This window comes from Undibacterium sp. RuTC16W (assembly GCF_049339445.1).
In the GTDB taxonomy this organism is placed as follows: domain Bacteria; phylum Pseudomonadota; class Gammaproteobacteria; order Burkholderiales; family Burkholderiaceae_D; genus Undibacterium.
In genome coordinates, this window is the sequence record NZ_JBMPPE010000071.1 from 1 (window position 1) to 359 (window position 359).

A 359-nucleotide genomic window follows, 5' to 3' on the forward strand; every position below is an offset into this window, starting at 1 on the left:
GGGCCGACCCGGTTTCGACGTGGGTGCGGATCCGGCGCAGGGCATGCCGAGCACCAGTTCGCTCGTAAATCCACTGGAACAAAGTAACTGCGAACGACGAACGTTTCGCTCTCGCCGCTTAAACACCGGTGAGCCTCTCAACGGTTGGCCGATGGGCCGGGCGCGCAAGCGCTGAGAGGTCATTCACATCGGCTGGCTTCGGACCGGGTCACTCGGTCCGGGGCGAGATTGACGTGACTGGTGGCGTCCGCAGCGTGCTCCTGCGCGGCGGCGTCGCGAGACTCAAATCAGAGAGCTAAGCATGTAGAACTGTCCGGTGATGGCTTGCGGACGGGGGTTCGATTCCCCCCGGCTCCACC

Annotated in this window: 1 other RNA gene; it reads left to right on the plus strand. The window is 64.1% G+C overall.

Annotated elements, in window-relative coordinates:
* Positions 1-359, plus strand: a transfer-messenger RNA (tmRNA) gene (ssrA, locus tag ACO0K4_RS19570); the annotation flags it as partial.